Source organism: Allobosea sp., assembly GCF_017308075.1.
Taxonomy (GTDB): Bacteria; Pseudomonadota; Alphaproteobacteria; order Rhizobiales; family Beijerinckiaceae; genus Allobosea.
Window position 1 is genome coordinate 48,475 of record NZ_JAFKFX010000033.1, and the last position, 21,016, is coordinate 69,490.

Consider the following 21,016-nt stretch of genomic DNA (forward strand, 5'->3'; position numbering starts at 1 on the left):
CAGGCTCAGGCCATGGCGATATAGTCGCGCATCGCCTTGCTCTCGGCCTCGATCTCGGCGACGCGGTGCTTGACGACGTCGCCGATCGAGACGATCCCGGCGATGCGCCCATCCTCCACCACCGGCACATGCCGGAAGCGGCCGGAGGTCATGATCTCCATCAATTCGTCGATGCTGGTCTCCAGCCGGCAGGTCACCACCTTGGCCGTCATCGCCCGCGACACCGGGCTCGACAGAGCATCGACGCCGCTCGCGCCGAGCGCCTTGATGATGTCGCGCTCCGAGAGGATGCCGAGCAGGCTGCCATCGGCCCCGGTCACGACCACGGCGCCGATGCGCTTTTCGGCGAGCGTGCCGGCAGCTTCGCCCAGCGTACGATGCGGCTGCAGCGCGACGACTTCGTGACCCTTGTTTCCGAGGATATGAGCGACGTTCATCGAGTATTCCTCCGACGATAGGCGCCGCAAAGGGCGCGCAGGCCACTGGAACCACTGCAACGCCGCCAGCCGACAGGTCGCCCCCATCTGCGATCCGGCGTTACGCTGGACTGGTTCGAATGTGGGCGAACTCTGCGGCGCCGGCAAGGCGGTCCTTGCGATCCCGCTGCCGGCCTCAGCGCCGGCGGATCGGCCCGCGATCGAGCAAGGGGAAGAGCAGCAATCCGGCGACGAAGCCGCCGATATGCGCCTCCCAGGCGATGCTGGTCTCCTCGCCGAGGATCGGCACCAGCCCGGCGCCGAACAGGATATTGGTGACAAACCAGATCACGATGAACAGGAGCGCCCGCGAATTGCGCCACAGGCTGCCGAGCGGCTCGGCCGGGATCGCCCGCACCGCCTCGTCATGGCCGAGTCCGCCGAAATGCACGCCCGGCGAGAAGACGAAGCGGATCGCCGCCGCCGTCGCCCCCGAGACGCCGGCCGAGATGCCGACCAGCGGCAGCACGTCGAGCTCGCGCGACCACCAGTGCAGCAAGGCTCCGGCGATCGTCGAAAGCGCCATCAAATTGAGGAAGCGCGCAGTCCCGAGGCGCCTTGCCACCGGGCTGCCGAAGGCGGCGAGCCAGACCACGTTCGAGACCAGGTGCAGCCAGGAACCGTGCAGCAGACCATAGCTCACCAGCGTCCACAGACGCGGGCCACCATCGGCCAGGAGCAACCTGATCAATTGCAGACGCTGGCCGAATTCGGTGCTGCCGGAGGTACCGAGCGACTGTACCAGCTCGTTCAGCCGCTCCGGCTCGAGCCATAAGCTCAGCCGCGCCGGGACGAAGGCGAGCCAGGACATCACGACGAAATCGTCATAGGCGTCGAGGAATTCGCGCGCGCCCTGCACCAGAACCAGCGCCGCGATCAGCCAGACCACGGCGGCGGGCAGGTTGAGGATGGGCTCGCGCGGAGGGAGCCGGAGGCGATCGTCTGGGTTCGCGGACATGGGTCCTTCACTGGCTCAAGCTGGCGCGCCAGACAATCGCAAAGGCGGGAAAAGGAAAAGGGGAGCGCGCGAGCCCTCCCCTTCCCGCCCCCTTGGCCGGTCGCGTCCCCACGCCACCCTTCGAGCCGGATGCCGGCACGCAGCGCGCGACGGCAAATTCCGCACGCCGAATAGATCGCATTTTAAGCGGTTATCCACAATCCTAACGATTTGTTAACCCTAACAACCCCCTGCCGGCCGATCTCGGCACGCCGCCATGGCATCCCGGCACGCAGTCTGCGTCCCTCGCTCAGCCAAGGACTCAAACGTCCCCGATTCGCACGGATGCGCCCCGGTTTGGAACGCATCCGCCACAGATCGAAGGGCGAGGCCCCGATTGGACCATGCTATGAAGAACCCCAGCACCCGTCTGGTTTTTAACTATTGGGACGAGCTGCGCGGCGAGCGCAACGCCCCGGAACGCGGCGAGATCGAGCCCGGTGCGCTACGCCACGCGCTGGCCGACACTTTCGTTCTCGAGAACGAGCCGATCGGCCCGGTCTTCCGGCTCGCCGGTACGAGGCTCTGCGCCCTGTTCGGCCGCGAGCAGCGCGGCCGCGCCTTCGCCGCGCTCTGGCCCGGTGTCGAGGCCCAGGGTGAGATGCGCCGGCTGGTCCAGACCGTGATGGATGAAACCGCCGGCGCGGTCGCCGGGCTGTCCGCCGAAACCATCTCCGGCGCGAGCGTGCATCTCGAGCTGCTCCTGCTGCCGCTGCGCTATCGTGGCCGCACCCATGCCCGCGTTCTCGGCGCCCTCTCCCCGGCGGTGACGCCGGAATGGCTCGGGCTCGACACCCTCGACTCGATGCGGATGATCTCGCTCAGGATGATCTGGCCCGGAACCCCTTCTCCTCGCCAGATCGAGACGCCGGCTTCCGACAAGCGGCCGAAATTGCTGCTCCTGCCCGGCGGCCGCGCCTGAAAAGGCTAACCAACTCTTAACCAGCGTCACCCTAGGGTAACTCCGGTTAAGAACCGGAACCTGCCATGCTGACCGCGCCGAACAATCAGAGGAGAGCGGCGGCGCCTGTCGAGCGCAGGCGCCATCAGCGCATGAAGGTCGTGCTTCTCGGCCGCTATATGCTGCCGAACCGCCTGGAATACCCCTGCCAGACCACCGACATCTCGCCCGGCGGCCTGCGCGTCATCGCCCCGGCGAAGCCTTCGGCCGGCGACCGCGTCATCATCTATCTGGAACATCTCGGCCGCGTCGAGGGCTTCGCCGTCCGCAATACGCCGGACGGTTTCGCGATGACCATCACCGCGACGAGCCGCAAGCGCGAGAAGTTCACGGCGCAGCTGACCTGGCTCGCCAACCGCGACGAGCTGGGCCTGCCCGAGGATCGTCGCCATGAGCGCGTCGTGCCGCGCAATCCGCGCTGCGTCGTGACGCTGGAGGACGGCACCGAGCATTCCGTGCGGCTGATCGACTTCTCGCTCTCCGGCGCCGCTTTCGCCACCGACCACCAGCTACCGATGGGCACCCCCGTGCGCCTCGGCAACACTCCCGCCAGGATCGTGCGGCGCTTCGACGGCGGCTATGCCGCCGAGTTCCGGATGCCCCTCTCCGCCGATCTGCTCGACGAGAATCTCGAGCTCTGAGCCGGCCGCGGCCCCGAAAGGGCCGCAGCGCTCCGAACATCCCCACCCACAGGGCGTCGGATCGCCCGGCGGCGCCCGCCAGGACGCTCGGCGCTCCGCCGATGCGATCTTCCCGCGCTGCGCCCGAGCGGCCGAATCCCGCCCCCCGAGCCTCCCCCCGCTGCGTTCCCGATCATGTCCGCCGTGACGGCCCTGCACCGGCACGGCGCGCGGCTGGTTAACAAATCCTTGCGCGAGCGCTCAAAATTATTACAATGAGATTTATACTTGGTTTGTACTGAATTGGATGCTCGGCACAAAAGCCGATTTAGATAAAATTGCTCGCTTTCACTTCAAGCGATCTGGATAGCCGCAAGTCAAAGTCATCCCCGGGACAGGAAAGGGGACGACATGTTTTCGAAGGTTCGGGGATTTAACAGCTGCCTGCTCGCCGCCGCGATCGGTCTGGCCGCCACCACGGCACAGGCTCAGTCGCAGAGCGCGGGCTTGCCGGTCGCCAGCGCGCCGATCATCGCCAATGGCGATGCCCGTGCGCCCTATGCCTGGACGGATTTCTGCAAGCGCACCCCGTCGGAATGCGCCGTGAACACGCAGGAAGACGACACGGTCGAGATGACTCCGAAGCTCTGGAAGATCGTCGTCGCCACCAACCTCAAGGCCAATCGCGAGATCGAGGCGATCACCGACCAGGATCACTGGGGCGTGGTCGACCGCTGGGACATTCCGACCGACGGCAAGGGCGACTGCGAGGATTATGTGCTCTTGAAGCGCAAGCGCCTCGCCGAGGCCGGCATCCCGCGCCGGGCCATGCGCGTCACCGTGGTGATCGACGAGGACAATGCCGGGCATGCGGTGCTGATGATCCGCACCGATCGCGGCGACCTCATCCTCGACAACAAGCGCAACGCGATCCTGCCCTGGAGCCAGACCGGCTACACCTATGTGAAGCGCGAGTCGCAAGCCCGCGTCGGCTGGACCTCGCTCGGCGGCCTGTCGACACCGACGGTGGCGTCGCTGCGCTGAACTGGACCGGATCTGCGCCGGACGGGGACACCGGCGCAGATCGAGAACAATGGCAGCGACGGACGCGCATAACGCTGACGCCCTGCCGGATCGATGGCGCGACCCGGTCACGTCCCCACCCACCCGTCCCCGACCGGGCGACGTCTAGGGCCGGCCCCCTTCCCCGGGGGGCCGGCCCGCTTCGTTTTCGGATGGGCGGCGGTCTCAGTCGATCTGCTTCAGCCCGGCGGCGAAGCGCTTCCAGTTCGCGACATAGCCGGCGGCCGAATCGCCCAGATCAGCGGCGGCGGCCTCGTCGAGCGAGCGCAGCGCGCGGGCCGGCGAGCCGACGATCAGCGAATTGTCGGGAAACTCCTTGCCCTCGGTCACCAGCGCATTGGCGCCGACCAGGCAGTTGCGGCCGATCTTTGCGCCGTTGAGGATGGTCGCGCCCATGCCGACCAGGCTGTTCTCGCCGATCGTGCAGCCATGCAGGATGGCGCGGTGGCCGATGGTGCACCCGGCGCCGATGCTGAGCGGCGAGCCCATATCGGTGTGCAGCACGCAGCCTTCCTGGATGTTGGTGCGCTCGCCGATCTCGATCCACTCATTATCGCCGCGCAGCACCGCACCGAACCAGATCCCGACCTCGCGGCCGATCCGGACGCGGCCGATCACATGGGCGTCGGGAGCCAGCCACCATTCGCCTTCCGGCGGTGTCTCCGGCTGGGTCCCATCGAGCGAATAAAGCGGCATCGGCATGATCCTCGTTTGGCGGAAGCCGAGGATTGCAGGGCGTGCGCCCCCGCCGTCAAGCCGCGCCGAGCAGCAGCAGGAGGTCGAGCACGACGCGGCCGCTGATCAGGCTCCACAGCGAGGCGATCATGCTCGCCGCCATCACGAAGAAGAAGGGGCGTCCTTCGAGGCGCCGGCCGATCACCGTATTGCGAATGATCAGGAAGGGCGCGCTGAAGACGACGACCGGGACGCTCGCCACCGCCCTCACCCCGCCGGTCTCGAGCAATTCGAAGCCGGCACGACGCTGCGTGAACAGCTCGAAGGCGCTGGCCAGCAGCCCGGCGAAGGCGAAGCCGACGAACAGCGATTTCAGCGCCTCCACGGCGGCAGGTTCGAGCGACACGGGAACACGGGCCTCACGCGACTGGCGATGCCGGAGCATGACGCAAGCCGACCGGGGCGGAAAGCAGCTTCGTAACCTTTGGTTAACCATGCCGCCTCCCGCCGGCGAGGTCCGGCCCGGCCAACATGGTTTACGCCGCGTTAAGCCCGCTCTGATTCAGTCTTGGCAAAGGCCGCGCCGCCGGCTGCCCGGATGCATCGACCATGAGCCTTCACGCCACACCGGAACGCCACTATCCAGGCCACGCCGCCGCCGATGTCGCGACGCTGATCCGCCACCGGCTGCAGCGCCGGCCGGCCCCCGTTCTGCCAAGCGGCGACCGGGCTCTGCTGCGCCTCGCAGGCGCCGTGCTCGCCCTCGGCATCGCCGGCACCGGGCTGGCCCTGCTGGCGAGCCGCGCGCCGCCCGACACCGGCGACGAGCTTCAGGCGACACGGGTCGGCGCGACTGTGCTGGCGATCCCCGAGAACCTGACCGGTGCCGATTCCGAGGAAGGCCGCCTCGTCGGCATGGCTAGGCTGCGGCTGGCCTGGCCGGATCTCGGTCCGGTCACGCCGCAGACGCGTCGCCGGCTGCTGGTGACCCTGAGCCCGCAGGACAAGGTCAACGAGCCGGCGACCCAGCTCTCGGTCTATGCCCGCTTCCTGACGCACACGGTCTGGTCCAATCCCGGCGGGCTGGTGGTGCGCGGCTTCCGCAAGGGCTCGCCTTTCGAAGGCGACGAACTCTTCGTCTCGGTGCCGGACGGGCGCGGCTTTGCGGCGCGCTGCCCGGTCGAGGTGCCGGGCTCGGGGCTGGAGGAGCTCTGCCGGGTGACCTTCCGGCATCGCGGCATGGATGTGAACATCCGCTTCCCGCGCGCGATCATCGCCGATTGGGAACTGATGCTCGGCGGCGTCCGCCGCACCGTCGACCGGCTGGTGCGCTAGATCGCCGTCCGCCAGCTCGGACGCGGTCGCTGCGACCTATCACATTGTTATCAAATCGGAATAATCCGAAAAATGGAGTCCGCTTTCGGTCCGACGCTATAGAGGGGTCAGCGCCGGAAGCGCCGGCATTTCGGCCGGAGCAAAGCGAAACGCCGGAATCCAGCGCGGGACTCCGGCGTTCCAGGATAGTTTCCGGTGCTGTGCGGCTCCGCCGCCTGCCGGCATGGCGAGCTCGGCTCGGCCGGAAAGCACGTTTCCGCCAAGCCTTCGGCGGCCTCAATCGTCGAGATCGACGTCGAGGATCGCCATGGTGAAGTTGAAGGAGCGGTCGCCGTCCTCGTCGTCGACATGGATGATGCCGATGAACTCGTCGGCGAGGTAGACCTCGGCGGAATCGGTCTTCTTCATCCGCGCCCGCACGCTGATCTGATGGTTCGAGAAGGTGCGGCGAAGATAGGCTTCGAGCTTGGCGAGTTCGGTCTTGTCCACGTGGGCGATCCTTTTGCGTTGGGCGGACGGATGCCATGCGAGGCCGGCGAGAGCAAGCGAAACGGCACCTCCCCCGGACGAGCACGACCTGCATGGGCCCATCCGCCCGAGCACCTGACGCAACGGCGCCGCGCGTGACATGTTCCCGCCGAACCGGCTCGAAGGATAGGTCTTGCGATGAAACCCTGGTTGCCCGCCGCCCTCGACTATATCGGAAGCTGGCTCGCCTTCCAGCGTCGCCATCACGACCAGCCCGGCTGCGCGCTCGCCATCGCCAGCGGCGGCGAGATCGCGCTCGAGGCCGCCTTCGGCAAGGCCGACCTCACCAGCGACGAGGTGCTGACGCCGCGCCACGGTTTCCGCATCGCCTCGCATTCGAAGAGCTTCACCGCCGCCGGCCTGCTGCGCCTCGCCGAGGCCGGCCGCCTGCGCCTCGACGACGAGGTCGGCGCCTATGTGCCGGGTCTGCACGAGGACGTCGCGAAGGTCACTCTCACCCAGCTCCTCTCCAACAGCGCCGGCCTCGTTCGCGACGGCGCCGATTCCAGCCAGTTCTTCGATCGCCGCCCCTATCGCCGCCGCGAGGAATTGCTGGCCGACCTCGCGCAGCCGCCGGTCTACCCGCCGGCCCAGCGCTTGAAATACTCCAATCACGGCTTTGCCCTGCTCGGGCTGGTGATCGAGGCGGTCACCGGCGAAACCTATCCCGACTGGATTCTCCGCGAGATCGTCGCCCCCGCCGGCCTGCGCGAGACGCAGCCCGATATCGGCCTGTGGACCGGCCCGATGGCCAAGGGCCATAGCGGCACCCAGCCGCTCGGCCGGCGCGTGGTGATCCCGGCCGACAATCCCGGCAACGCCATGACCGCCGCCGCCGGCTTCGTCGCCACCGCCGCCGACGTCGCCAGTTACTTCGCGCAGCTTTCGCCGCGCGCCGAAACCAGCATCCTGTCGCCGCTCAGCCGGCGCGAGATGACGCGCCGGCTCTGGCCGGACAGCGAAAGCGGCCTCGGCCGGCATTACGGGCTCGGCACCATCTCCGGCGGCGAAGGCGACTGGCACTGGGTCGGCCATTCCGGCGGCTTCCAGGGCTTCATCACCCGCACCGTCATCCTGCCCGAGCAGGACCTGACCGTCTCGGTGCTGACCAATGCGATCGACGGCCTCGCCCATCCCTGGCTCGACGGCGTCGTCCACATCCTCAAGGCCTTCTCCGAGCACGGCGCCCCCTCCAGGACGACGCAGGACTGGACCGGTCGCTGGTGGACGATCTGGGGAGCCGGCGATCTCGTGCCGGGCAAGAGCAAGGTGCTCTGCGCCAATCCGGCCCTGTTCACCCCCTTCCTCGACGCCCCGGAGATCACGGTCGAGGCCCCCGATCGCGGCCGGATCGTCAAAGCCTCGGCCTTCAACAGCCCGGGCGAGCCGGCCCGGCTCGCGCGCGACGGCGCGGGCAAGGTCGCCTCGGTCTGGCTCGGCGGCGGCCAGGCGATCGGCGAGGACGCGCTGCGCGCCGAGATGATTGAGCGCTATGGCGGGGCCAGCGGCTAGCCTTGCGAATTTTTCGCCAAACCTACGCCGTCATTCCGGACAAGCGGCGCTAGCCGCGCAGATCCGGAATCCATCGGAAGGCACTGAGCCCTATGATGGATTCCGGCACTCCGCTGCGCTGCGGCCGGAATGACGGCGAAGGTTTCGCATGAAGACAGCAAACGCCGGATCGTAAGCGCGCGGCTGCCCAAAAGCAGCCCACCGCTGGAGCTAACCGAGCTTGCTCAATCCCAGCGTATGCTCGACGCAGGCGTTGACATGGGTGCCGAGCACCGCAGCCGCCCGCTCCTGATCGCGCTTCAACGCGGAATCGAGCAGGATCTGATGCTCCTCGGCGGCGATCTGCCCGCGAAAGATCACCGCGACCATCTGGTAGCGCAGATATTTGTCGTAGATCGCGGCATGGGTCTCGAGCAGCACCTGCGAGCCGCAGGCCGAGATCAGCGCGTGGTGGAACTCCCAGTCATAGCGCTTCCAGAGCTCGGCATCGGCGCGGTCCTGCTCCAGCATGCGCCGCTCCATCTGGGCGAGCTTGTGATGGGCGGCGACGACGCGTCCCTCCCACTCCATGTCGCCGGCTTCGAAGGACTGGGCCAGCGCGTGGCCTTCGAGCAGCAGCCGCATCGCCGCGATCTCGCGCAGATTGGTCGCCGAGACCGGCGAGACCATGAAGCCCTTCTGGCCCTCGGCCGCGATCAGCCCTTCCGAGGCGAGCCGGTTCAGCAATTCGCGCAAAGTGCTGACGCTGGCGCCATAGCCCTCGCGCAGCACCTCGAGCTTGAGCTTCTGCCCCGGCGCCAGCCTGCCGAAGATGATGTCGGCGCGGATACGGCGATAAGCCAGCTCTCCGACAGACGCGTCCGGCGGGGCGATGGTGAGCATCTTCACGGCCTCGATGCGGGTGAACGGATCATGCCGGCACCGAAGCTCCCGCCCGTGCCGCCGGCCGATGCTAGCGCAGCCTCAGCGCAATAGACAATCCTATGTCGAAACCGAAAATCTCATATGAAAGCAAAAATCGAGGTTGCGCAGTTTCCAACCTCTGGCGATAGTGCCGGCAATAGGCGGAGCGATAAGCCGCCATGAGGGAGGGATCGGCATGACATTCAGGATCGACAGGCGCGCCTTGCTCGCCGGCGGCGCCGCTGCGGCGACGATGGGCCTCACCGGCGCGGCCATGGCCCAGGCCAAGCCCAATCTGCGCTTCTCCGCGGTGTTCTCCGAGCAGGACATCCGCGCCGAGATGATGAAGAAGTTCGGCGAGGCCATCAAAGAGGACTTCACGCTCCAGCCCTATTACGGCGGCAACCTGTTCAAGCAGGGCACCGAGCTGGTCGCGATGCAGCGCAACAACCTCGAAATGGGGAACATCGCGCCGCAGGACGTCTCGAACCAGATCCCGGCCTGGTCGATCGTCACCTCGGCCTATCTCTTCCGCGACGCCGGCCATCTCAAGAAGGTCTTCGCCAGCCCGGTCGGGGCCGAGCTCAAGAAGATGGCCGAGGACAAGCTCAACATCAAAATCCTCGGCCCGACCTATTTCGGTGCCCGCCAGGTCGGCCTGAAGCCGAAGAAGAAGATCAACACCCCCGCCGACATGGCCGGCATCAAGCTGCGCATGCCGGGCGGCGACGCCTGGCAGTTCCTCGGTCAGTCTCTCGGCGCCAATCCGACGCCGATGGCCTATGCCGAGGTCTATACCGGCCTGCAGAGCGGCGCGATCGACGGCCAGGACAATCCGCTGCCCAACGTCCAGAACATGAAGTTCTACGAGGTCTCCTCGCAGATCGTGCTGACCTCGCATCTCGTCGGCTTCGATCTGCTCTGCGTCACCAAGCGCGTCTGGGACGGCATGGATGCCAAGAAGCAGGCCGCCTTCCAGGCCGCCGCCGATGCCGCGATCGACTGGAGCACCAAGGAGCACCTCGCCAAGGAGACCGAGCTCGTCGACTTCTTCAAGAAGCAGGGGCTCGAGGTCTACACGCCCAACCTCAAGGCCTTCCGCGACTTCGCCCAGCAGAAATACCTCGCCTCCGACCTCGCCAAGGGCTGGACGCCGGGCATGCTCGACAAGATCAACGCGCTCTAGAGCCGTCCCGGCCGGGTCGGGGCGGTCCGGCCGGCAGCTCCGCCTTTTGAACCATCGATGGGGAACCCATGATCCGGTCAGCCTGCCCTGCGGGCTCACCGGCGCGGGCTCCGTCATCTGCCGCCTTCTGCCGGTGCGCCGGGCGACCCAGTTTCAGCGCCAGCCCTTCGAGGCCGGCGCGGCCCGCCGATTGAGGGGTCGGCGGGCCGAATTTAACGGGAGGACCGATGCTGCGCTCGCTGAAACCGCTCGGAGCCTGGCTGGCGCGCCGCGCCGAGAATGTTCTCGTGCTGATGCTCGGCGCGATGTTCGCCGTGTTCCTCGTGCAGATCGTCTTCCGCTACGTCTTCAACCTGCCGATCGGTTGGACGCATGAGATCAGCGTTCTGCTCTGGCTCTGGCTGGTGCTGTTCGGGGCCGCCTTCGTCACCCGCGAGAGCGACGAGATCCGCTTCGACATCATCTATGGCGCGGTCGGCCCCAAAGCCCGGCGGGTCATGGCGGTCATCACCGCCGTGCCGCTGATCGTGCTCTACACGATCTCGCTGCCGGCGATGGCCGACTATGTTTCCTTCATGAAGGTCGAGCGCACCGCCTATCTGAAGCTGCCCTTCAACTGGGTCTATTCGATCTATCTCGCCTTCGCGGTCGCCGCGATCGCCCGCTATCTCTGGCTGTGCTGGCAGGCACTGCGCGGCAAGGCGCCGGAGGCCTTCGACCCGACCAAGGCGGGCTCCGGCGTATGAGCCCCTTCGCTCTCTGCATCGCGACGATCGTCGCCCTGTCGCTGCTCGGCCTGCCGATCGGCCATGCCATGATCGCCGGCTCGATCTTCTATCTGCTGCTCGCCGGCCAGGATCTCTCCATCGCCGCCGAGCAGTTGCTCAACGGCATGTACACCAACTACGTCATCCTCGCCGTACCGCTCTTCATCCTGGCGGCGGAGCTGATGAACATCGGCAGCATGACCGAGCGTCTGCTGCGCTTCTGCGATGCGCTGGTCGGCCGTTTCCGCGGCGGCCTCGCCCAGGTCAACGTCGTCCAGAGCGTGATCTTCGCCGGCATGTCCGGCTCCGCCATCGCCGACGCCGCCGGCACGGGGCGGATGATGCAGGCGATGATGACCAAGGACGGCAAGTACCCGCCGAGCTTCGCCGCGGCGCTGACGGCGGCGACGGCCGTGATCGGCCCGATCATCCCGCCTTCGATCCCGATGGTGCTCTATGCGCTGGTCTCGGACGCCTCGATCGGCTTCCTCTTCCTCGGCGGCGTGATCCCCGGCCTGCTGATGGCCCTGGCGCAGATGAGCCTGATCGGCGCCACCGCGCGCCGCCGCAATTTCCCGGTCGAGGCTCCGGTGCCGTTGCGCAAGCTCCCCGGCATCACCTGGCGCGCCTTCCCGGCGCTGATGATGCCGGTCGTCCTGCTCGGCGGCATCTATGGCGGCGCGACCACGCCGACCGAGGCCGCCGCCGTCGCTGCGGCCTACGCTCTGGCGATCTCGGTGCTGCTCTATCGCAGCGTCTCGCTGCGCGCCTTCTACGCCTCGCTCGCCTACAGCGCGCGCACCACCGCCTCGATCGGCATGCTGATCGCCGGCGCTCTGGTCTTCAACTACGTCGTCACCATCGAGAACATCCCGGAGAGCCTGAAGGTCTTCCTCTCCGGCTGGGATCTTTCGCCGATCGGCTTCCTGGTCCTGGTCAACCTGATCCTGCTCGTCCTGGGCTGCCTACTCGAAGGCACCGCGATCCTGCTGATCGTCGTGCCGGTCTTCATCCCGACCGCCAAGGCGCTCGGCATCGACATGGTGCATTTCGGCGTCGTCGTGGTGGTCAACATCATGCTCGGGCTGATCACCCCGCCCTATGGCCTGCTGCTCTTCGTCATGACCAACATCACCGGCGTCCCGCTGCGCGACATCGTCCGCGAATGCATGCCCTTCCTCTGGGCGATGCTGGTGGCGCTGGCCCTCATCACCTTCACCCCCGAGCTCGTGCTCTGGCTGCCCCGGCTGATGGGCTACCAGGGCTGAACCCGGACGAACGGAAACCGCGAATAGGTGCTGCCGTGAACAAGCCGATCTATGTCCTGAACGGGCCGAACCTCAATCGCCTCGGCAAGCGCGAGCCGCACATCTACGGCAAGACTACGCTCGCCGAGGTCGAGACCATGTGCCGCGAGACGGCCGGCGACTGGCCGGTCGAGTTCCGACAGAGCAACCGCGAATACGAGCTGATCGACTGGATCCACGAGGCGATCGACGAGGGCAGCGCGATCATCATCAACCCGGCCGCCTATTCCTTCACCTCGATCGCTATCCTCGACGCGCTGAAGATGTTCCCGGGCCCGATCATCGAGCTCCACATCTCCAACATCCATCGCCGCGAGGCGCACTACCACAAATCCTATGTCTCGTTGGCGGCGACCGCGATCATCGCCGGCCTCGGCGCCCGCGGCTACGCCACCGCGATCCGCTCGGCGATCGAGCTGGTAGAAGGCTGAGCCTGCCCGGTTTCCCGGCAACCGCCCCGTCATCCCGGCTGGAGCGAAGCGGAACGCCGGGATCCATCGTAAGGCGCGGCGCACTGCGATGGGTCCCGGGACAGGCCCGGGACGACGGCGTGTTTCCCAGCAGGATCGGCACGCGGCCAGCCCCCGCCCCCTCATCCTGAAGGCAACAGCCCTCAGCGCATATAGTGCAAGTCGGTGAAACGCTTGCGGAAGGCGGTGACCTCCTGCGCCACCGCCGCCGCCGGACGCGCGCCCGACAGACCGTCGGCGATGTAGCCGGCGAGTTCCGGCATGTGGTCGGGCTTCATGCCGAAGCGAACGATCTCCGGCGTGCCGAGCCGGAGCCCGTTCACGTCCCCCGGCACTTCCGCGATCGGCAGACCGATGCCGCAGCTCAGGATGTTGGCGGCGCGCAGCCGCTTCGCCGCCGCCTGGCCGCCGCCATAGGCCGCTGCCTCGATGGCGAACTGGTGCGACCTCGTCATGCCGCGCTCGCGGGCGAAGACCGGCACCTGCCGCTCGACCAGCGCCTCGGCCAGCGCCTTGGCCGTCGCGGCCATCATCTGCGCGTAGTCGCGCCCGAATTCCTGCCAGTCCATCAGCGTGATCGCCAGCGAGGCCGATTTCGCCACGTCGAAATTGGCGGTGAGGCCGGGATAGGCGATGGCGTCGAGCTTCTTGGCGATCGCCGCGTCATTGGTGACGATCAGCCCGGAAGGCGGCCCGCCCAGGCTCTTATAGGTGCTCATCGTCATGACATGGGCACCCTCGGCCAGCGGCTGCTGCCAGGCATGGCCGGCGATCATGCCGGAGAGATGGGCCGCATCGAACAGCACGATGGCGCCGATCTCGTCGGCGATGGCGCGGATTTCGCGGATCGGATGCTGGAACAGGTTGAGACTGCCGCCGATGCTGATCAGCTTCGGCCTCAGCCGCAGCGCGTCGGCACGCAGCTTATCGAGGTCCACCGTGTAGTTCTGCGCATCGACCGGCGCCGGATGGGTGGTGATGCCGTAGAGCCCGGCCGCGCCGGCGCCGTGATGGGTGACGTGGCCGCCGATCGAAGGCGGCGGCGCGATGATGCAGTCGCCCACCTTCGCCGCGGCCATGAAGACATAGAGATTGGCGATCGCGCCGGATGGCACCCTGATCTCGGCATGGCCCGCGCCGAAGACCTCTGCCGCCAACTCGGCGGTGACGATCTCGATCTGCTCGATCGCCTCCAGCCCCATCTCGTATTTTTCGCCGGGATAGCCGAGTGAGGGCCGCGCACCCATGCCCTGGCCGAGCACGGCTTCGGCACGCGGGTTCATCACATTGGTCGCCGGGTTGAGGTTGACGCAGTCGCGTTCATGGATCGCCCGGTTCTCGGCGATGAGCCCGGCGAGCCGCGCCTCCGTCGCCGCCCGGTCCTGCCCGGCGACTTCCCCCGCGACACGCAGGACATAATCCTCGCTCGCCGCCGGCACCCAGCCCCGCCTCGCCAGTTTCACGCTCATCCGCCTGCCCTGCCCCAGCCTGTGTTTCGTGCCGCCATTGGAACGGCTTGGCGCGCCCCGCGCAAACCAGTTATCGTCGCCGCGAGGCCTAGAAAATCTAGGCCTGAACCAGCGATCACGATCCATGCCTGTCGCACCGCCGCGCCCGCCCATGCCGCCGCTCAACGCGCTGCGCGCCTTCGAGGCGGCAGCGCGGCTCGGCAGCTTCGCTCGCGCCGCCGAGGAACTCGGCGTCACGCCCGGCGCCATCGCCCAGCAGGTCCGGCAGCTCGAAGCGTTCCTCGGCTTTCCGCTGTTCCGGCGGCTGGCACAGGGCGTCGCGCTGACGGACGCCGGCAGTCAGGCGCAGCCGCGCCTCAGCGCGGCCTTCGAGGCGCTCTCGCTCGCGGTGCACGATCTGCGCGCAAGCCATGCCGGCCGGGCGCTCGCCATCGCCGCCTTGCCCTGCATCGCCCAGCTCTGGCTCTCGCCGCGCCTGCCGGCCTTGCAGCAGGAGTTTCCGGAGTTGCAGATCTCGATCTCGGCGATGGAGGCGCCGCCGAGCGGGCCGCGCGAGGCCTTCGACCTCGCTCTGTTCTATCTGGCGGAGCCGCCGCCGGGCGCCCTCGCCCTTGCCGAAGACAGCCTGGTCCCGATCTGCTCGCCGCATCTGGCGCAGCAATTGCGCACACCCGCCGATCTCCGCGGGAAAACCCTGCTGCATGATGCGGTCTGGCGCGGCGACTGGGCGCGCTGGCTGAGGCATGCCGGCGTAGCCGGCATCGATCCCGGCCGCGGCCCGTCCTATTCACTCTATGCGCTGGCGCTCGATGCCGCGCTCGGCGGCTCCGGCATCCTCATCGGCCGGACGAGCCTGATCGCATCGCTCTTGGCGCAGAGCCGTCTGGCCACGCCTTTCGACAAGGCGATGCCGAGCGGCGACCGGCTGACGATCCTGCCAGGGCCGGCCAGCAAGCCACACCCGTTGCGGGCACGGGTCATGGAATGGTTGGCGAACAGCCTCTAGCGGCGCCTCAGATGCCGCCGCCGCAATCGCTGGTCAGGATCTGGTCCATCGAGCGGGCGGGCTCGGCACAGCCGGCCTCGCCGACCACCTTGGCCGGCACGCCCGCCACCGTGGTGTTGCGCGGCACCGCCGCAAGCACGACCGAGCCGGCGGCGACGCGGGCGCATTGCCCGACCTCGATATTGCCGAGGATCTTGGCACCGGCACCGATCAGCACGCCCTTGCGGATCTTCGGATGACGATCGCCGCCCTGCTTGCCGGTGCCGCCGAGCGTGACGTCCTGCAGCATCGAGACATTATCCTCGATCACCGTGGTCTCGCCGACGACGAGGCCGGTGGCATGATCGAGGAAGACGCCCTTGCCGATCTTCGCGGCCGGGTTGATGTCGGTCTGGAAAACCTCGGAGGAGCGGCTCTGCAGGTAGAGCGCGAAATCGCGCCGCCCCTGCTTCAGCAGCCAATGCGCCAGGCGATGGGCCTGCAGGGCGTGGAAACCCTTGAAATAGAGCACCGGCTCAAGCAGCCGGTAGCACGCGGGATCGCGGTCGAGCACGGCGACGACATCGGCACGGATGCCCTGCCCGATCTCGGGATCGGCGGCGAGCGCCTCCTCGAAGGCCTGGTCGATCAGCTCGGCCGGCACCGCCGCATGGGCGAGGCGCGCCGAGACACGATGCGAGACCGCTTCCTCGAAGCTGCGCTGGTTCAGCACGGTCGAAAGGATGAAGCTGGTCATCGCCGGCTCGGCGGCGATCGCCTGCTCGGCCTCGCGGCGCAGCCGCGACCAGACGGGATCGACCCGATCGAGCCCGGTAGCGGGATCACGGGCTTCGATGTTCGGGCGTCCCGATGGCATGGCGTTCTCCGCTACGGTGCGCTCGATGAGCGATTTTTCCGGCACGACGGCGTCGCGCAGAAGGAGATGGGCCTGCCTTCTAGCTGAATCAAGCCGTGAAGGACAAGACTCGAAATGCGAACGGCTCCATGCAAGCCATTGATGGAGAATAATATTCTCTCCTAGGAGAAGGTTATTCTCCGGACCAAAGGTCAGGCCCGGCGCGACAGGAACTCCAGCACCGCCTGCTTATGGGTCTTGTCGCCGACCGCCAGATTATGGTCGCGGCCGATGATCTCGAAGCTCTCGGCGCCCGGGATCAGCGCCGCGAGCTCCGGCCCGGAACCGGCGACATCGTCCTTGGTTCCGACGCTGACCAGGGTCGGCACCGCGATGGCACCGGCCTCGGCGACGGTCAGCGTCTGACGGGTGCCGCGGATGCAGGCGGCGAGCGCGCGCAGGTCGCTGCCGGTGTTCTCGGCGAAGGCCCGGAACATGCGCTGCATCGGGTCGGTCAGATCGGCGAGCGAGGGCGCCTCCATCGCATCGGCGATGCCGAGCGGCAGGCCGACGCCCTCGACGAGATGGATGCCGAGTCCGCCGAGCAACAGCGAGCGCAGCCGATCGGGATGCGCCAGCGCCAGATGCGCCGAGATGCGCGCGCCCATCGAATAGCCCATCACATCGGCCCGCTCGATGCGCAGATGGTCCATCAGCCGGCGCACATCCTCGGCCATGATGTTCGAGTTGTAGGCAGCGGGATCGTAGAGCTTCTGGCTCTGGCCATGGCCGCGATTGTCGAGCAGCACCACCCGGTAGCCGGCATGGGTCAGCGTCTTCGTCCACTGTGTATTGACCCAGTTGACCATGTGGCTGGAGCCGAAGCCGTGCACCAGCACCACCGGATCGCCCGAGCCGCCTTCGATGGTCGGAGCGAGGTCGAGATAGGTGAGGCTGACGCCGTCGGAATCGAATCGCTGCATGTCGTCTTCGTCGCTTCTGCGTGGCTTGGAGATCTCGCCATCTGGTCTGCCACGACCTCGGGACTTTGGGTAGCCACGCCCGCGACTGCCGAGCGCAGGGCGCACGGAAAGAACGCCGTCATTCCGGCCGCAGCGAAGCAGAGCGCCGGAATCCATCGTAGGGCTCAGCGCTCTAAGATGGATTCCGGGACTGCGCTGCGCTTGCCCGGAATGACGGCGGATAGCTGGTAATAACTGGACCTCGGCGTTCCGGCCTTCCTCCGGCGCTCGCGAATGCCTAGAACGGCACCATGAGCGAGCAAGCCACGGCCTCGGCCAAGACCTCCGCCCCGGCCCGAGGCCGCATCGAACTGCTCGACCTGGCGCGCGGCATCGCCCTGCTCGCCATGTTCGTCTACCATTTCGCCTATGATCTCTCCTTCTTCCGGCTGATCCGCGTCGATGTCGTCTCCGATCCCGGTTGGCGCCTCTTCGCCCGCCTGATCGCCGGTTCCTTCCTCGCGATCGTCGGCTTCAGCCTGATCCTGGCGACACGGAACGGCCTGAACCGGAAGGCCTATGCGAAACGCTTCGCCATGGTCGCCGGCGCCGCGCTTTTGGTCACGATCGGCACCTGGTTCGCGATCCCCGAGAACTTCATCTTCTTCGGCATCCTGCATCATATCGCGCTGGCGAGCCTGCTGGCCCTGCCCTTCCTGCGGCTGCCAGCCCTGGCTCTGGCGCTGGTCGCGGCGGCCTGGTTCGCCCTGCCCTTCATCCTCGGCGGCGAGGTCTTCGAGAGCGAATGGCTGTCCTGGCTCGGCTTCGGCCCCTGGCCCTACACTGCCGATTTCGTGCCGCTCTTTCCCTGGTTCGCCTGCGTCCTTGCCGGCATGGCGCTGGGCAAGCTCGCTCTGGCCAGGGCGCCCGAGGGCGACTGGGCGCTCTGGCGTGCCAGATCGGCCCCGGCTCGCCTCGTCGCGCTCGGCGGCCGCAACAGCCTCATCGTCTACCTCGTGCACCAGCCGCTGTTCATCGGCGCGCTGATGCTCTTCATGCAGCTCTCCGGGCCGAAGCTGCCCGACGCCGAGGCCGTCCCCTTCCTCAGCGCCTGCCAGCGCAGCTGCGTCGCGACCGGAACGCCCAAGGAGGCCTGCGAGCGCGTCTGCTCCTGCTCGATGGAGGGGCTGAAGCGCGAGGAGCTCTGGAGCCGCGTGCTCGCCGACGCCCTCACCCCGGAGCAGACCGAGCGCGCCCGCGAGATCGGCCTCGCCTGCGCCCGGGCCCGCTGACCGGGACAGGACGCCGCAAGCCGCGAACCCGTGATTTCGCCCCCGCGCACTGGCGCGCCCGCAGGCGAGCGACTATCCTGCGCCGCAAATCGAGACGATAGAGAGCGACCATGGCCGACCACGGCACCCCGCATTTCCACAACGACCCCGGCGTCGCCGTCATCCATGTCGGCGCGCGCGAGCTGATGTGCATCGGCGCCAAGCCGCCCTTCGACCATCCGCATGTCTTCCTCGACATGGGCTCGGATGACGAGATCATCTGCCCCTATTGCTCGACGCTGTTCAAATACGAGCCTTCGCTCGGCGCCGGTCACGGCAAGCCGGCGGAATGCGAGTACCACGACGCCCCCAAGGCGGCTTGAGGCGCTTCCCGCCGGGGCACGGCGGGACATAGACGGCTGAAAGCCATGTTTCCGATCCTGATCGCCGGCGCCGGCATTGGCGGGCTCACTGCGGCCATCGCGCTGGCGCGCCGCGGCATTCCCGTCGCCATCGCCGAAAAGCGCACCAGATTCGCCGAGGCCGGCGCCGGCATCCAGATCTCGCCCAATGCCGGCCGGGTGCTCGAGGCGCTCGACCTCGGCATCGCCCTGCGCCGGGTCGCCGTCCGGCCCGAAGCGCTGGCGATCAGCCGCTGGCAGGGCGAGGCGCCATTGCTGCGGATGCCCTATGCGCCGCCGGCGCCGGGCGCGACGCCCTCGCGGGCGCTGAAGCGGGCCGATCTCCACCAGATCCTGCTCGATGCCGCCCGCACCCTGCCGAATATCCGCTGGCTGATCGGCCGCGGGCTGCTCGACTGTACCGAGACCGCAGCCGGCCTGACCGTGACGCTCGCCAGCGAAAGCGGCCAGACCGAGACCATCGAGGCCATGGGCCTGATCGGCGCCGACGGGCTCTGGTCGCGCGCCCGCGAGCTCACGGGCGATGCTCGCCCGCCGCGCTTCACCGGCTGGGAAGCCTGGCGGACGCTGATTCCCTCGGCCGAAGTGCCCTCCGAATTGCGCCAGCCCACCATTTCCTTGCGTCTCGGCAGCGCCCGCCATGCGGTCCACTATCCCGTTTCCGCCGGCAAGGAGATCAATCTCGTCCTGATCCGCGCCGCGCGCGAGGCCCGCCCGGGCTGGTCGCGCGACGGCGACGCTCGCGACCTGACCGGCATCGCCAGCGGCGCCCCGATCGCGCTGCGCCATCTGATCGAGGCGGCGCCCGCCTGGCAGGTCTGGTCGCTCTATGATCGCGAGCCGGCGGCGATGGCGAAGGGCCGGATCGCCCTGCTCGGCGACGCCGCGCATCCGGTCCTGCCCTTCCTCGCGCAGGGCGCTGCGCTCGCCATCGAGGATGCCGCCGTCCTGGCGCATGAACTGGCAAGCGGGCTGCAGGCCGGGGGCACCGCCTCGGTTCCGGCGGCCTTCGCCGCCTATGCCGCCGCGCGTCAGGCCCGTGCGACGCGCGTCCAGCAGGCGAGCCGCGACAATGCCCGCTCCTATCATCTCGGCCGCCCCTGGAGCTTTGCCCGCGACCTCGTGCTGCGCCGGCTCGGCCCCGAAGGTCTGCGCCAGCGCTATGCCTGGGTCTATGACTGGCCGCTCCCGGGCTGAAAAATCCGGGCGGCACCCTCGTCAACGCCGCATTGGCTTCCTAGATTAGCGCCAACTGAACGAACGACGAGCCATGATCCGCATCGACCTGAACAGCCGCCTCAACCAGAGCACGGCCCGGCTGCCGCGCTGGGCGAGCTATCTTATCATGGCCGGCGCCTTCGCGCTCGGCGTCCTGCTCTTCCTGGTGGCGGCCAGCCTCGCTTTGGTCCTGATCCCGGTGGTGCTGATCGGCGGCGCCGTCGCCGCCTGGCAGATGCGCCGGCGCATGCGCGCCGCCGGCATCGATCCGCAGAACCCCTTCGGCCAGCCCCAGCAAGGCGCTGCGCAGGGCGAGATCGTCGACGCCGAATACCGGGTCATCGAGACGAACGAGCGGCGCTGACCACTAGCTCCGGACGCGCCCGGCCAGCTCCGCCCGGAGCCGGGCATTCTCGGCTTCGAGTTCTTCCAGCCGCTGCCGTACCGGCGCCAGCGCCGGCCCCAGCTCCGCCTCGCTGAAGCGCGGCGTGATGTGCTGCGGGCAGTTCCAGTCGAAGCCCTCGACCTCGATCGTCATGCCGCGCTCCGGCACGGCGCGGTAACCCGGCACGATCAGCCGCCGCGCCAGTCCCGGCTCCGCCGCGAGATCGTGGAAGCGGGCATGCCCGAAGATCTTCAGCCGGGCCTGGCGGCCGTAATCCATCAGGAACAGGCAGAGCCGGTCGTCGGCACTGAGATTGCCCAGGCTGAGATATTGCCGGTTGCCCCTGAGATCGGCGAAGCCCAACGTCGTCTCGTCGAGCACGCGCAGGAAGCCGGGCGGGCCGCCGCGATGCTGCAGATAGGGCCAGCCGGTTTCCGAGACGCTCGCCATGTAGAAGGAATCGCGGCTGGCGATGAAGGCGGCCTCGCTGTCGCCGAGCCGGTCGTGATGCGGCGCGCCCTCCTCCTGCCTGGCATAGGCGCGGCGGCTGCCCTGTGCCTCCTGGGCCGCCCGAACGGCGGGCGTGGTCGCGATCTCGAGAAAACGATGGGTCATGGCTCTGGCCTCC

At 67.9% G+C, this 21,016-nt stretch carries 24 protein-coding genes; 14 read left to right on the top strand and 10 right to left on the bottom strand.

Annotated elements, in window-relative coordinates; translation table 11 throughout:
- Positions 1–5: 5 nt before the first annotated feature.
- Together J0J10_RS15905 and J0J10_RS15910 are read right to left on the bottom strand one after the other, a co-directional pair.
- Positions 6–437: a CBS domain-containing protein gene (locus J0J10_RS15905; protein WP_291638507.1), complete on the bottom strand. Its 432-nt coding sequence runs from the start codon at positions 435–437 to the stop codon at positions 6–8.
- A 175-nt stretch (positions 438–612) separates the two neighbouring features.
- Positions 613–1,434 carry a rhomboid family intramembrane serine protease gene (locus J0J10_RS15910; protein WP_291647389.1) on the bottom strand — a complete coding sequence of 274 codons (822 nt, stop codon included), beginning with the start codon at positions 1,432–1,434 and terminating at the stop codon, positions 613–615.
- Between the two features lie 388 nt (positions 1,435–1,822).
- Here J0J10_RS15910 and J0J10_RS15915 point away from each other — a divergent pair, with 388 nt between their 5' ends.
- The 3 genes from J0J10_RS15915 (at position 1,823) to J0J10_RS15925 (ending at position 4,098) form a co-directional block, all read left to right on the top strand.
- On the top strand, positions 1,823–2,395 hold the full coding sequence (locus J0J10_RS15915; RefSeq protein ID WP_291638509.1) for a PAS domain-containing protein: 573 nt from the start codon (positions 1,823–1,825) through the stop codon (positions 2,393–2,395).
- A 65-nt stretch (positions 2,396–2,460) separates the two neighbouring features.
- Complete coding sequence (locus tag J0J10_RS15920) at positions 2,461–3,075, top strand: PilZ domain-containing protein (RefSeq protein ID WP_291647390.1); 615 nt, start codon at positions 2,461–2,463, stop codon at positions 3,073–3,075.
- A 390-nt stretch (positions 3,076–3,465) separates the two neighbouring features.
- Positions 3,466–4,098, top strand: a complete 633-nt coding sequence (locus J0J10_RS15925; protein WP_291647391.1) for a transglutaminase-like cysteine peptidase — start codon at positions 3,466–3,468, stop codon at positions 4,096–4,098.
- A gap of 204 nt (positions 4,099–4,302) precedes the next feature.
- Here the strand turns inward: J0J10_RS15925 and J0J10_RS15930 are convergent, their stop codons facing one another.
- Both J0J10_RS15930 and J0J10_RS15935 read right to left on the bottom strand, forming a co-directional pair.
- Entirely contained in the window at positions 4,303–4,833 is a 531-nt protein-coding gene (locus tag J0J10_RS15930) for a gamma carbonic anhydrase family protein (protein ID WP_291638512.1), read from the bottom strand.
- Positions 4,834–4,888: 55 nt separating this feature from the next.
- Positions 4,889–5,218: a DUF6949 family protein gene (locus J0J10_RS15935; protein WP_291647392.1), complete on the bottom strand. Its 330-nt coding sequence runs from the start codon at positions 5,216–5,218 to the stop codon at positions 4,889–4,891.
- 203 nt (positions 5,219–5,421) lie between these two features.
- Between J0J10_RS15935 and J0J10_RS15940 the strand changes: the two genes are divergently transcribed.
- Positions 5,422–6,147 (top strand): hypothetical protein, encoded by a 726-nt coding sequence (locus J0J10_RS15940; protein ID WP_291647393.1) that lies wholly within the window; start codon positions 5,422–5,424, stop codon positions 6,145–6,147.
- A gap of 276 nt (positions 6,148–6,423) precedes the next feature.
- On the opposite strand, the gene J0J10_RS15945 is transcribed toward J0J10_RS15940, so the two are convergent.
- The gene (locus tag J0J10_RS15945) at positions 6,424–6,636 is read right to left on the bottom strand and encodes a DUF3126 family protein (RefSeq protein ID WP_066469761.1); all 213 of its coding nucleotides are present in this window, start codon (positions 6,634–6,636) and stop codon (positions 6,424–6,426) included.
- Positions 6,637–6,813: 177 nt separating this feature from the next.
- On the opposite strand from J0J10_RS15945, the gene J0J10_RS15950 reads away from it, so the two are divergent.
- Complete coding sequence (locus J0J10_RS15950) at positions 6,814–8,187, top strand: serine hydrolase domain-containing protein (RefSeq protein ID WP_291647394.1); 1,374 nt, start codon at positions 6,814–6,816, stop codon at positions 8,185–8,187.
- 210 nt (positions 8,188–8,397) lie between these two features.
- Here the strand turns inward: J0J10_RS15950 and J0J10_RS15955 are convergent, their stop codons facing one another.
- On the bottom strand, positions 8,398–9,069 hold the full coding sequence (locus J0J10_RS15955; RefSeq protein WP_291647395.1) for a GntR family transcriptional regulator: 672 nt from the start codon (positions 9,067–9,069) through the stop codon (positions 8,398–8,400).
- 217 nt (positions 9,070–9,286) lie between these two features.
- Between J0J10_RS15955 and dctP the strand changes: the two genes are divergently transcribed.
- The 4 genes from dctP (at position 9,287) to J0J10_RS15975 (ending at position 12,781) form a co-directional block, all read left to right on the top strand.
- Positions 9,287–10,276, top strand: a complete 990-nt coding sequence (gene dctP, locus J0J10_RS15960) for a TRAP transporter substrate-binding protein DctP (RefSeq protein WP_291647396.1) — start codon at positions 9,287–9,289, stop codon at positions 10,274–10,276.
- A gap of 227 nt (positions 10,277–10,503) precedes the next feature.
- Positions 10,504–11,022 (top strand): TRAP transporter small permease, encoded by a 519-nt coding sequence (locus J0J10_RS15965; RefSeq protein WP_291647397.1) that lies wholly within the window; start codon positions 10,504–10,506, stop codon positions 11,020–11,022.
- Positions 11,019–12,311, top strand: a complete 1,293-nt coding sequence (locus J0J10_RS15970; protein WP_291647398.1) for a TRAP transporter large permease — start codon at positions 11,019–11,021, stop codon at positions 12,309–12,311. Before J0J10_RS15965 ends, J0J10_RS15970 begins: the two co-directional genes overlap by 4 nt.
- Positions 12,312–12,346: 35 nt before the next feature.
- A complete protein-coding gene (locus J0J10_RS15975) occupies positions 12,347–12,781 on the top strand; it encodes a type II 3-dehydroquinate dehydratase (RefSeq protein ID WP_291647399.1) in 435 nt (144 codons plus the stop codon).
- A gap of 182 nt (positions 12,782–12,963) precedes the next feature.
- Here J0J10_RS15975 and J0J10_RS15980 read toward each other — a convergent pair whose 3' ends face one another.
- Positions 12,964–14,289, bottom strand: coding sequence for a serine hydroxymethyltransferase (locus J0J10_RS15980; protein WP_291647400.1), 1,326 nt, complete (start codon positions 14,287–14,289; stop codon positions 12,964–12,966).
- 124 nt (positions 14,290–14,413) lie between these two features.
- Between J0J10_RS15980 and J0J10_RS15985 the strand changes: the two genes are divergently transcribed.
- Complete coding sequence (locus J0J10_RS15985; RefSeq protein WP_291647401.1) at positions 14,414–15,295, top strand: LysR substrate-binding domain-containing protein; 882 nt, start codon at positions 14,414–14,416, stop codon at positions 15,293–15,295.
- Between the two features lie 7 nt (positions 15,296–15,302).
- Here J0J10_RS15985 and cysE read toward each other — a convergent pair whose 3' ends face one another.
- Both cysE and J0J10_RS15995 read right to left on the bottom strand, forming a co-directional pair.
- Positions 15,303–16,151, bottom strand: a complete 849-nt coding sequence (gene cysE, locus J0J10_RS15990) for a serine O-acetyltransferase (protein WP_291647402.1) — start codon at positions 16,149–16,151, stop codon at positions 15,303–15,305.
- A gap of 191 nt (positions 16,152–16,342) precedes the next feature.
- Positions 16,343–17,113 carry an alpha/beta fold hydrolase gene (locus tag J0J10_RS15995; RefSeq protein ID WP_291647403.1) on the bottom strand — a complete coding sequence of 257 codons (771 nt, stop codon included), beginning with the start codon at positions 17,111–17,113 and terminating at the stop codon, positions 16,343–16,345.
- A 290-nt stretch (positions 17,114–17,403) separates the two neighbouring features.
- Here J0J10_RS15995 and J0J10_RS16000 point away from each other — a divergent pair, with 290 nt between their 5' ends.
- The 4 genes from J0J10_RS16000 to J0J10_RS16015 all read left to right on the top strand — a co-directional run bounded on the left by J0J10_RS16000 (position 17,404) and on the right by J0J10_RS16015 (position 20,367).
- A complete protein-coding gene (locus J0J10_RS16000; protein WP_291647404.1) occupies positions 17,404–18,384 on the top strand; it encodes an acetyltransferase domain-containing protein in 981 nt (326 codons plus the stop codon).
- A gap of 110 nt (positions 18,385–18,494) precedes the next feature.
- Positions 18,495–18,746, top strand: a complete 252-nt coding sequence (locus J0J10_RS16005; RefSeq protein WP_066467298.1) for a zinc-finger domain-containing protein — start codon at positions 18,495–18,497, stop codon at positions 18,744–18,746.
- A gap of 45 nt (positions 18,747–18,791) precedes the next feature.
- The gene (locus J0J10_RS16010) at positions 18,792–19,982 is read left to right on the top strand and encodes an FAD-dependent monooxygenase (protein ID WP_291647405.1); all 1,191 of its coding nucleotides are present in this window, start codon (positions 18,792–18,794) and stop codon (positions 19,980–19,982) included.
- A 73-nt stretch (positions 19,983–20,055) separates the two neighbouring features.
- Positions 20,056–20,367 (top strand): hypothetical protein, encoded by a 312-nt coding sequence (locus J0J10_RS16015; protein WP_291638526.1) that lies wholly within the window; start codon positions 20,056–20,058, stop codon positions 20,365–20,367.
- Between the two features lie 3 nt (positions 20,368–20,370).
- Here J0J10_RS16015 and J0J10_RS16020 read toward each other — a convergent pair whose 3' ends face one another.
- Positions 20,371–21,003: a pyridoxamine 5'-phosphate oxidase family protein gene (locus tag J0J10_RS16020; RefSeq protein WP_291647406.1), complete on the bottom strand. Its 633-nt coding sequence runs from the start codon at positions 21,001–21,003 to the stop codon at positions 20,371–20,373.
- Positions 21,004–21,016: the final 13 nt, after the last annotated feature.

What these genes read in the sequence shown, in the direction of transcription:
- J0J10_RS15905 (WP_291638507.1), bottom strand. Translation starts at nt 437, where the DNA reads ATGAACGTCGCTCATATCCTCGGAAACAAGGGTCACGAAGTCGTCGCG.
- J0J10_RS15965 (WP_291647397.1), top strand. Translation starts at nt 10,504, where the DNA reads ATGCTGCGCTCGCTGAAACCGCTCGGAGCCTGGCTGGCGCGCCGCGCC.
- J0J10_RS15995 (WP_291647403.1), bottom strand. Translation starts at nt 17,113, where the DNA reads ATGCAGCGATTCGATTCCGACGGCGTCAGCCTCACCTATCTCGACCTC.
- J0J10_RS15985 (WP_291647401.1), top strand. Translation starts at nt 14,414, where the DNA reads ATGCCTGTCGCACCGCCGCGCCCGCCCATGCCGCCGCTCAACGCGCTG.
- J0J10_RS16020 (WP_291647406.1), bottom strand. Translation starts at nt 21,003, where the DNA reads ATGACCCATCGTTTTCTCGAGATCGCGACCACGCCCGCCGTTCGGGCG.
- J0J10_RS15970 (WP_291647398.1), top strand. Translation starts at nt 11,019, where the DNA reads ATGAGCCCCTTCGCTCTCTGCATCGCGACGATCGTCGCCCTGTCGCTG.
- J0J10_RS15920 (WP_291647390.1), top strand. Translation starts at nt 2,461, where the DNA reads ATGCTGACCGCGCCGAACAATCAGAGGAGAGCGGCGGCGCCTGTCGAG.
- J0J10_RS16005 (WP_066467298.1), top strand. Translation starts at nt 18,495, where the DNA reads ATGGCCGACCACGGCACCCCGCATTTCCACAACGACCCCGGCGTCGCC.
- J0J10_RS15940 (WP_291647393.1), top strand. Translation starts at nt 5,422, where the DNA reads ATGAGCCTTCACGCCACACCGGAACGCCACTATCCAGGCCACGCCGCC.
- J0J10_RS15915 (WP_291638509.1), top strand. Translation starts at nt 1,823, where the DNA reads ATGAAGAACCCCAGCACCCGTCTGGTTTTTAACTATTGGGACGAGCTG.
- J0J10_RS16015 (WP_291638526.1), top strand. Translation starts at nt 20,056, where the DNA reads ATGATCCGCATCGACCTGAACAGCCGCCTCAACCAGAGCACGGCCCGG.
- dctP (WP_291647396.1), top strand. Translation starts at nt 9,287, where the DNA reads ATGACATTCAGGATCGACAGGCGCGCCTTGCTCGCCGGCGGCGCCGCT.
- J0J10_RS16010 (WP_291647405.1), top strand. Translation starts at nt 18,792, where the DNA reads ATGTTTCCGATCCTGATCGCCGGCGCCGGCATTGGCGGGCTCACTGCG.
- cysE (WP_291647402.1), bottom strand. Translation starts at nt 16,151, where the DNA reads ATGCCATCGGGACGCCCGAACATCGAAGCCCGTGATCCCGCTACCGGG.
- J0J10_RS15955 (WP_291647395.1), bottom strand. Translation starts at nt 9,069, where the DNA reads ATGCTCACCATCGCCCCGCCGGACGCGTCTGTCGGAGAGCTGGCTTAT.
- J0J10_RS15925 (WP_291647391.1), top strand. Translation starts at nt 3,466, where the DNA reads ATGTTTTCGAAGGTTCGGGGATTTAACAGCTGCCTGCTCGCCGCCGCG.
- J0J10_RS15930 (WP_291638512.1), bottom strand. Translation starts at nt 4,833, where the DNA reads ATGCCGCTTTATTCGCTCGATGGGACCCAGCCGGAGACACCGCCGGAA.
- J0J10_RS15980 (WP_291647400.1), bottom strand. Translation starts at nt 14,289, where the DNA reads ATGAGCGTGAAACTGGCGAGGCGGGGCTGGGTGCCGGCGGCGAGCGAG.
- J0J10_RS15950 (WP_291647394.1), top strand. Translation starts at nt 6,814, where the DNA reads ATGAAACCCTGGTTGCCCGCCGCCCTCGACTATATCGGAAGCTGGCTC.
- J0J10_RS16000 (WP_291647404.1), top strand. Translation starts at nt 17,404, where the DNA reads ATGAGCGAGCAAGCCACGGCCTCGGCCAAGACCTCCGCCCCGGCCCGA.
- J0J10_RS15910 (WP_291647389.1), bottom strand. Translation starts at nt 1,434, where the DNA reads ATGTCCGCGAACCCAGACGATCGCCTCCGGCTCCCTCCGCGCGAGCCC.